Source organism: Vibrio sp. 704 (assembly GCF_033339295.1).
On sequence record NZ_JAWOUH010000851.1, the window covers coordinates 1 to 554 of the forward strand.

Below are 554 nucleotides of genomic sequence, written 5' to 3' on the forward strand. Positions count from 1 at the left end.
GCGGTACTTTGGTGTGGTATGAGTGCGCATTATAGATCGGGTCTCCTTTTCCTTCACTCACATCAGCAGCGAACGGTTCACGATGATAATTAATCTCATGGTTAATTTTTCGAGACTCCCAAAGTGCAATAAAATCATTAAGCCAAGGATTTGGGCAAGCCGTGTAGTATGGTGGATCTGACAAATCCAAAATAGCTTCATCCGTGCCAATAGGAAAGCCTTCAATCGATCTAAATTCTGGATCTTTTAATTTCTCACGCAGTTGTTCGATGAAATGAGTACGTCGAGCTTCATCACTCTCAAAAGTCATCCCCAGGCAATCTACTGGCCCAGAGTCTTTTTTTTCGTTTTCAGCACCAAACAGGTTTTCTTGATTCATTATTTACTCTCGATAGAAGCCAGTAACTCACACTGGCTTCTTGTGATTAGGTTAAAATTGGATTAATCAATAATGATTCGCACTTTGCTGCTATCTTTGCCTTTGCAATGCTTATTAAGCAGTTCATCAAAGCGAGCTTTAACATCATCCAATGTTTGCGGCGTTCCTTTACCTA

1 protein-coding gene and 1 pseudogene are annotated in these 554 nt (G+C 40.6%); both read right to left on the reverse strand.

All coding sequences use genetic code 11. From position 1 onward, the window contains the following. Positions 1 to 379, reverse strand: a pseudogene (locus R7R24_RS29510) (DNA methylase); the annotation flags it as partial. Positions 380 to 441: 62 nt separating this feature from the next. Continuing rightward, on the reverse strand, positions 442 to 554 hold a 113-nt coding region (locus R7R24_RS31030; protein ID WP_411978851.1), incomplete at its 5' end, for a DUF6079 family protein.